Source organism: Roseburia sp. AF25-13LB, from assembly GCF_003478915.1.
Lineage (GTDB): Bacteria > Bacillota > Clostridia > Lachnospirales > Lachnospiraceae > Roseburia_C > Roseburia_C amylophila.
The window spans coordinates 1-7,997 of sequence record NZ_QUFO01000018.1 but is presented as its reverse complement, the minus strand read 5'-3'; the positions used below and the strand labels follow the sequence as shown (position 1 = coordinate 7,997).

Annotated in this window: 9 protein-coding genes; all 9 read left to right on the top strand. The window is 37.8% G+C overall.

What is annotated here, in order from left to right; all coding sequences use genetic code 11:
- On the top strand, positions 1–1,344 hold a 1,344-nt coding region (locus tag DWY37_RS15360), incomplete at its 5' end, for a MobA/MobL family protein (RefSeq protein ID WP_118592611.1).
- On the top strand, positions 1,322–2,032 hold the full coding sequence (locus DWY37_RS15355) for a DUF6040 family protein (protein WP_015520980.1): 711 nt from the start codon (positions 1,322–1,324) through the stop codon (positions 2,030–2,032). The genes DWY37_RS15360 and DWY37_RS15355, both read left to right, overlap by 23 nt.
- 354 nt (positions 2,033–2,386) lie before the next feature.
- Positions 2,387–3,100, top strand: coding sequence for a LytR/AlgR family response regulator transcription factor (locus DWY37_RS15350; protein ID WP_118142328.1), 714 nt, complete (start codon positions 2,387–2,389; stop codon positions 3,098–3,100).
- Positions 3,097–4,467 carry a sensor histidine kinase gene (locus DWY37_RS15345; protein WP_118142329.1) on the top strand — a complete coding sequence of 457 codons (1,371 nt, stop codon included), beginning with the start codon at positions 3,097–3,099 and terminating at the stop codon, positions 4,465–4,467. Before DWY37_RS15350 ends, DWY37_RS15345 begins: the two co-directional genes overlap by 4 nt.
- A gap of 77 nt (positions 4,468–4,544) precedes the next feature.
- Positions 4,545–4,760 carry a hypothetical protein gene (locus DWY37_RS16020; RefSeq protein ID WP_199650070.1) on the top strand — a complete coding sequence of 72 codons (216 nt, stop codon included), beginning with the start codon at positions 4,545–4,547 and terminating at the stop codon, positions 4,758–4,760.
- Positions 4,750–5,526 carry a FlxA-like family protein gene (locus DWY37_RS15340; protein ID WP_173021993.1) on the top strand — a complete coding sequence of 259 codons (777 nt, stop codon included), beginning with the start codon at positions 4,750–4,752 and terminating at the stop codon, positions 5,524–5,526. Before DWY37_RS16020 ends, DWY37_RS15340 begins: the two co-directional genes overlap by 11 nt.
- Before the next feature lie 21 nt (positions 5,527–5,547).
- Positions 5,548–6,303: a flagellar filament capping protein FliD gene (gene fliD, locus DWY37_RS16220; RefSeq protein ID WP_243035980.1), complete on the top strand. Its 756-nt coding sequence runs from the start codon at positions 5,548–5,550 to the stop codon at positions 6,301–6,303.
- Positions 6,304–6,332: 29 nt separating this feature from the next.
- Positions 6,333–7,232 (top strand): hypothetical protein, encoded by a 900-nt coding sequence (locus tag DWY37_RS15330; RefSeq protein WP_021739841.1) that lies wholly within the window; start codon positions 6,333–6,335, stop codon positions 7,230–7,232.
- A gap of 27 nt (positions 7,233–7,259) precedes the next feature.
- On the top strand, positions 7,260–7,997 hold a 738-nt coding region (locus DWY37_RS15325), incomplete at its 3' end, for a hypothetical protein (RefSeq protein ID WP_118592610.1).

The window sequence follows — 7,997 nt, the reverse complement described above, 5'->3', positions numbered from 1 at the left end:
AAAGAATGGAGCAGACAGGAACAGATTGATTATACAACCGAATATATTCAAAAAACTTTCGTGGACAAGGGAATGTGTGCCGATTGGAGCATACACGATAAGAACGATGGGAACCCACATGTGCATTTACTTGTAACCATGCGACCATTCAATCCAGATCACTCATGGGGCAACAAAGAAGTCAAGGACTGGGATTTTGTCAGAGATACTGACGGAAATATCGTGGTTGATGAATCCCACCCGGACTGGTGGCAGGATAAGAAAAATCCAGACCGTCATGGAATCCGTATTCCGGTACTTGATGAAAACGGAGTACAGAAAGTCGGGGCAAGAAACAGAAAACAATGGAAACGGGTTCTGACTGACGCTACCGGATGGAACAATCCAAAGAATTGTGAGTTATGGCGAAGCGAATGGGCTGGGATGTGTAACCGGCATTTATCCATAGACAATCAGATTGACCACCGCTCTTATGAAAGACAGGGCAAATTAAAAGTCCCTATGATTCATGAGGGTGCGGATGCAAGAAAGATTGACGAAAAATATCTCACCGGACAGATAAGGAAAGGTTCATGGAAGGTTGAGGAAAACCGGATGATTAAAAAACAAAATGCACTGTTACAAAAGGTAATTGCAACCTTTGGTAAGGTATCCGGTGCATTGTCAATGTGGAGGGAGTGTTTGAATGACATTAGAAGAAAGCAAAGAAGTAATTCCCATGATGGAAGCAATGATTACACAGATAGAGGGACAACAGAATATCATGGCAGAGATGCTTCAGGAGATACAGGAAAAGGACGAGAAGCTGATGTGCTTTCAGGAGCAGGAAGAACGATTGCAGCAATTAGAGAAAGAATTATCAGAGCTGCTTCAAATCTTGCCGGATACAGAAGAACTGCTGATGCTTCTGGAAGAAAAGGCAGACCAGATACAGCGACTTACAGACGAGAATCAGCAATGGCAGGAATTAGCACAGAAATTAAACAGCGAGAACCGATTATTACAGAAACAGAACAGCGAATTACTGACATTGAACAGCAGATAGAGAAAGCGAGGGATATAGATGACAGAATACGAAAACTCAAAGAGCGACGATCAACTGGAAGAGTTGCTTCTGCTGACAGAGCAGATGCAGGAAGAACTCGACCAGAAAGACCGGACTATCGAGAAATTGAAAATGCAGATCGACGAATCGCTGACCTTGAACGAGAAGTTAAACAGCGAGAACAAAGCAGGGAACATTCAAGCCTTAAAGAACGACTTGAGGAAAACAAAAGAATTATTGCAGAGCGAGAAAGAGAAAACGCACGCTGCCGAAATCATGACAGAGGAATGTCAAGATAAGCTAAGGCAGGCAGAACAGGAACGGGATTATGCACTCTCCCATCAGAAAAAAGTAGAGATACCGGTTGAAAAGCCGGTATTCTATCAAAAGTGCTGGAATTGTAACCAGACAGCTTATCTGAAAGCGAAGGAAAGGTATGATACACAGAGAGAAAAACTGGCAGGCAGATATAAAGCAAAAACAGTCATGTATGAAGCATTGATATTTCTGTTGATATGGTATTCCATATCAACTACTCTTTTTCAGATGATACGGTCAAAAATATTTATTTCTGATTGCGTGGTATTCTTTGATACAATCGCAACTTTCACACAGACCATTGCTGGCTGGGTTGTACTGACAGGAAAGACCGTGGCACAGATTAGTAATGGAATATCCAATCCTGTCGTTGCTGGAATTATATACTGGCTGATAAAAATACTGGTTTATAGTGGATGTCTGGTGGGTGCGGGAATACTTGTAGTGTTTATAGGGATGAAGATTGCAGGGTTATATAAGAAATACTGTTGGGATATGATTACTGTAATGGTGATACTTATAAGCATGGCAATAACAATCTACTTTGGAGATTCGATAAAGACAGTATTGCCGATCAATCTGCTATTTCTCTTATTATTTGTGCAACTGGTATATGTTGGAATCAGGTGGTATGTAAAAGGATGGCGGGAAAACAGAGGTTATGTTTAGTGATGGAAAACTTGTCTGAGACGCAGCGAAGTAAATAAAATGAGTAGTATAGGAAGTCAGTAGTGTGTGAATAAACTGCTGGCTTCTTTTTTGATAGATACAGTCACGCCAAGAGGCGTGTCGGATAGTAAAGTAATAATATCAATAGAACAATATAGAAAATGCGGGGAAGCATGGTATTTCAATGAGTTTGAGATACAGTGTTTTTGCGTATTAACAGGAAGCAAATAACGCGTTATATGTGATATTCTATTTCACAACAAAAAAAGGTCGGTTCACAACATGGTGGCTAGCTATTAAAAGAACTTTTCCGATATAATAAATATAATTGTATGTAAGCAAGGAAGTGACAAGATGCAAATTGCAATCTGTGATGATGATAAGTCTATAGGATTGATATTAGAAGAAAAAATAAAGAAATTATTACCGGATGCAGTAATAGAAAAATATTTATCTGGTGATGAATTGATTGCAAGTGGTTGTGAGCCGGATATTCTATTTTTGGATATTCAGATGCCAGGAATGGATGGAATGGAAACGGCAAGGATTCTGCGTCAGAAAAATGAAAGAATGGTATTGATATTTGTAACTGCTGTGGAGGAGTATGTTTTTCAGGCATTTGATGTTGCAGCATTTCATTATCTGGTGAAACCGTTTTCAGATGAAAAATTTGAGGAAGTTGTGAAACGTGCAGTCAGAAGCATTGAAAAATATTCTGAAAATCAATCGGATGAAAAATACATGATGGTGCAGTCCGGAGGAAGCCATATGAAAGTGTTTTTGAAGGATATTGTGTATGCCGAGGTATATAATCGAAAAGTCATTATCCATACACGGGATACGAATATTGAATATTATGGAAAATTGCAGGAACTGAGTGAAATTGCGGGAGCAGATTTTTTTCGTACACACAGAGCCTACCTCGTACATTTCAAATATGTTCAGAAATATGATGCAAATTGTGTGACGATGGAAAATGGAACTGCATTGATTGCAAAACAGAATTATTCTGAGTTTGTAAAACAATATTTGAAATATAATCAGAGGAAAGGAAAAGAAATCGGATGAGTTTGGTAGAAAAATGCTGGATGGTTACATCGAAAATTTCTGTTATTGCACTCCTTATGATTACAGGAATCTATTTTGGAAAATTTGTTTGTCCCTATATAAAAAAGAAAAAAGGGGCTGTGGCAGTCAGTATTGTTTATATTACGATTATGCTTGTTTTATATATGATTCCGCCACAGATTGATAATTTTTCCGCATATCTGATTGGAGTTATAGCAGCGTTTCTTGCAATGTATATAGAGGACAGAAGAAATATATATCAGAAAATATTTCTTGCAATTACGTTCTTTTCGATCCGATGGTTAACGGTTGCAATGGCAGCCAGACTTGATGATCTTGTTACAAAAGCACTTGTATTTCGGAATATGAGTGCAGAAAAAGTGTGGTTGCAGTACGGACTATATGTTGGAACCAGAGTTTTGGATATTGTACTTTGTATTGCTTTTATTGCGGTTGCAATAGGACTGATCAATAAAGCGTATATATACAAAAAAGATGAAATGAGCGTCAAAGAGATGGTAATGCTTATTATACCTTCACTTGTAGGCGTCACTGGGTATGGCATTTTACAATATTATCTCATGATATACGAAAGAGATACTGGAAAGAACTTGATTGATACATATGGATTTTATGGAGCTTTAAGCTTTTTACACTATCTGATTTCCATAGTTGCTATTCTTGTTGTGATTGTAATGTTTCAAAACTGGAAAGAGATGCAGGAAGAACAGCGGGGACAAGAGCTGGTATTAAATCAGATCAGTGACATGAAAAAGCATATCGGGGAAGTCGAAAAGTTGTATCGGGATATCCGCTCCATGCGCCATGATATGGGAAATCATATACAGACACTGGAACATCTGGTGGCACATAATAATATGGATGATGCTGCAGAATACTTGGAACATCTGAAAAATGAATGGGACGAGGTATCTCTGGAAATAAAGACAGGAAGTCCGGTAATTGATGTCATTTTGATGGAAAAGCTGAGAGAAGCAAAAGAAAGGCAGATTCGGTTTCTGTCGGATTTTCATTATCCGCAGAATACGAAGTTAAATGCATTTGATCTGAGTGTGATCATGAATAATGCCTTGAATAACTGCATGGAAAATGTAAGTGGAGATGATCCGTATATCAGCATTTCTTCTTTTCGGAAAAACAGTATCTTTATGATAACCATAAAAAACAGTTTTGGGGGTCAGCTTAATTTTGGTGATAGCGATTTGCCAGAAACAACCAAATCTGGGAGGGAACATGGAATGGGTCTGAATAACATTCGCCGGGTTGCCAGAATGTATATGGGAGATATATCTTTGGAGCAGGGAAATGAGGAAGTAATCCTTAGCATTATGATGCAGGTAGAATAAAGAAATAAATTGGCACTATGTATTTTGTAAATTACAGAAATATGTAGTGCTTTTTTTGCGCAGGTAGCGATGAAAATATGTTGCTTGCAACAATATTTGAGGAGCACTGCGACAGTCTGAAAAGCATTTTCAGACTGCTTCACAACAAAAAAAGGGCGGTTCACAACATCACAGTTTATTGTGAAGAAAGATATGCCGAAAGAAAAAATAAAGAGAAATCATGTTATACAGATTTTCAGGAAACGGATTTCAGAGTATTAGCTCAAGGAGGACAACGAAATGATGAAAATTAATGGATTTAACGGAACGAATACGCAGACAGGAGCAATGGGAATGGCACAGGCGAATGATTCTGTGAGTAAAAATATTCAGAATCAGATTGCAAATGCACAGCAGAAATTGCAGGACTTATCATCAAATGAAGAACTGTCATTAGAGGATAAGATGAAGAAACGTCAGGAGATACAACAGGAAATTACAAATCTCAATCAACAGTTAAGACAGCACCAGATTGAACAGAGAAAGGAACAGCAGAGTAAAAAATCATCTATGGATGATATGGTGGCTGGTACAAAAAATACATCTGCAAAGAAAGGAACAGGCTTGTCACAGGCAGGTATGCGGGCAATGATTTCCGCAGATTCATCTATGAAGCAAGCAAAAGTGCAGGGTAGTATGGCAACACAGATGGAAGGAAGAGCCGGTGTGCTTGAGTCTGAAATCAAGCAGGATGCTGGAAAAGGCAATACCGAAAAGAAAGAAGAAGAACTGGCAGATTTGCAGGCAAAAGCGCAGTCTGCAACAGCATCACAGATGTCTTCACTTTCAGATGCAAATAAATCTATGGAAGAAGCAGCAAAGGCAGACAACCGTACAGATGCAGCAGAAACAAAGAAGGATCAAACGCAGAAAGCAGAGAATACACAGGAAAATGCAGATACGGCAACAGATGCATCAGAGAATGCAGATGTTAAAACAGAAACAGCAGAAACAATAAAAAATCCAGCATCAGAAAGTGGACAGTCGGTAGTATATACACCGATCGATATACGTTTATAGTTCGGAAAGGAGGCTGGTGTTATGTCAGAAATCAAAAGTTTTAGTGATTATACAAGTAAATATAACAGCAATGTAGATTTTTCAGCGTTGTTTAGTGGAACGTCAGATAGTTCATCAGTAGGCAATACAAATATGCTTTCTGATTATGCTGCAATCAAAAATGGAAGCTATGGAAAACTTATGAAAGCATATTATGCAAAACAGGATGCTGAAAAATTATCGGGAAAAGGTGATACTTCACAAAAACTTACCTTGATGAAAACAAGTGCAGATTCTCTGAAAAAATCAGCAGATGCTTTGAATGACTCTTCTCTTTGGGAAAAAAAGAAAATAAAAAAGAAAGATGAAAAAACGGGGGAAGAGATTGAGGTAGAGGATTATGACTGGGATAAAATCACCAAGGCAGTAAAATCTTTTGTTGAAGATTATAATGATGTAGTTAAGGAAGCCGGAGAATCTAATACAAAGGATGTATTGCGAAATGCTTCATGGATGACTGGAATGACAGACAAAAACAGTAATATGCTTGCCAAAATAGGTATTACCATAGGAAAAGGAAACAAGTTGGAATTAGATGAGGATGCTTTAAAGCAGGCAGATATCAGTTCGCTGAAAACGGTCTTTACAGGATATAATTCTTTTGTAAGCAAAATATCGCAGAAAGCAACTGGTATATCGAATGCTGCAAACTGGGCGAGTGCAACCTATACAAATAATGGTACGTACTCTAAGACGGATTCTTCTTTGACATCGAGCAAGATAGATAAAGAAGTATAGAAAGTGTGGACTAACTTAAGGAGGTTGCTATGAAAGTTCAAGGAAATAGGTATATTAATAATCCAGAGATGATAAAAAATAAGGTTGAGAAGAAAACAACTGTTCCTCAGAATATTATTTCGGAGGATGATGTGAAAATCAGTGATTCAGCAAGAAAGTTAGTTGAGACTGCTCGTAATAAGGTATCGGATTTTCATACAATGCATTTTTCATCTATTATGGGAGAGATAAGAGAGATACCAGCAGAATATAAATGTGAAAATTTATTCAAATTAGATTTGAAAGCAGCTTCCATTTCTGGAGAACAAAGTGCGTTTGAAGGCTGTTCGGAAAATCAGTCAGAGGTTTTTGAAAAATGGCTGGACGAAAATGCTTCTGAATATTTGACAGAAGATGAAATGAAAGATTTAAAAGAGAAGATTAATGCAATGACAGCAGATGTAGATTCTTTGAATGCTCAGGAGGGATATAGAGGAACTTCTTATGAATCTGTATTTTTGTTAAGTGCAAGTGAAGTGGGGCTAAGGAAAGTAAATGAAATGTATGTTCCAGAGCAATTTCAAGCTGGTTTTTCAGACATGATTGACGAATATGTTCATTTTAATGATTCAGCACGTAATTCCATCATGGAGAGAATGACACCAGATTACATGGTTGTTGGAATTGGAAGCAAAACAGAATCTTATAAGTACAAGTCAGAAATAATCTCAGATGAGACAGCTTTTTATACAAATGAGAAGAAAGAGATAAGTGGTATCTGCAATCAGTTTTTAAATGGTAAAACAGATCAAAAATTATTTTGTAATGAGATGAAAGACCGTTTAAATGATTACTATGGAAGCAGGTATGAATTAAGGAATCAGCCAGAAGCTGTTGAAGGAAGAGTAAATAATATGCTGGACAAATTGCAGCATATGTTTGGCGTTTAATGTTGAAAAAGGGTTTGGAGAATAATTATGAAGACAGTAACAGATGTAAACACAGTAAACCAGCTGTTGACATATTCAAAGCAGGCAGAGGCAGGAATACACCAAAAAGCAATACAGATGTTGCTTGGAGCAGGAAATAATAAAAAACAGGACAGTTTAAGTATTTCTGATGCTGCACGAGGCTTTTCAAAGCAATCCATAGCTGCACTGATAGATAAAAATGCGAATATTTCTAACAGTGAATTAGCTTATTATTTTGCAAACTATAATAATTCAAGTGCTATTTTGGATGCAATCAATTTTGGGGAGAATGTTTCCTGTGGATATAATTCTGATTTTAAGGAGTACGGGGTTATTTCCTTTGACCTTAATGGGAGCAGACAGGTAGTACCTAATTATGCAGTACCGAAAATGAATACAAGCACCATGTCAGGCATTTGTGCTGCGAATAATTCTCTGGTACTAAGTAATAAAAGTTATTATGCATGGACAACATCAAGTGGCGGTAAATATACATGGACGGTCAATAATGGAAGAATAGGCTGGGCAGCCTCGGAATCGTTGCTTGCAGAGAATACAAATCAAAAAGGAACAAATTATAAGTGGGAAATGTGTAAGGCAGGCAATATCCTGTCTGATCTGGCACAGGGAAAGAGTGTGTGTGGGTATCTCTACAGCAATGAGGAGGTATTGTCCGTCTGTGAGAAAGTCGGGATTTCTCCGGGATTCTTTTCTATAGATGCGGGAGCAGGAAAACACACTTAT

Bases quoted from the DNA above. Each gene is read 5' to 3' on its own strand.
- DWY37_RS15355 (WP_015520980.1), top strand. From the start codon at position 1,322: ATGACAGAGGAATGTCAAGATAAGCTAAGGCAGGCAGAACAGGAACGG.
- DWY37_RS15350 (WP_118142328.1), top strand. From the start codon at position 2,387: ATGCAAATTGCAATCTGTGATGATGATAAGTCTATAGGATTGATATTA.
- DWY37_RS15345 (WP_118142329.1), top strand. From the start codon at position 3,097: ATGAGTTTGGTAGAAAAATGCTGGATGGTTACATCGAAAATTTCTGTT.
- DWY37_RS16020 (WP_199650070.1), top strand. From the start codon at position 4,545: ATGTTGCTTGCAACAATATTTGAGGAGCACTGCGACAGTCTGAAAAGC.
- DWY37_RS15340 (WP_173021993.1), top strand. From the start codon at position 4,750: ATGAAAATTAATGGATTTAACGGAACGAATACGCAGACAGGAGCAATG.
- fliD (WP_243035980.1), top strand. From the start codon at position 5,548: ATGTCAGAAATCAAAAGTTTTAGTGATTATACAAGTAAATATAACAGC.
- DWY37_RS15330 (WP_021739841.1), top strand. From the start codon at position 6,333: ATGAAAGTTCAAGGAAATAGGTATATTAATAATCCAGAGATGATAAAA.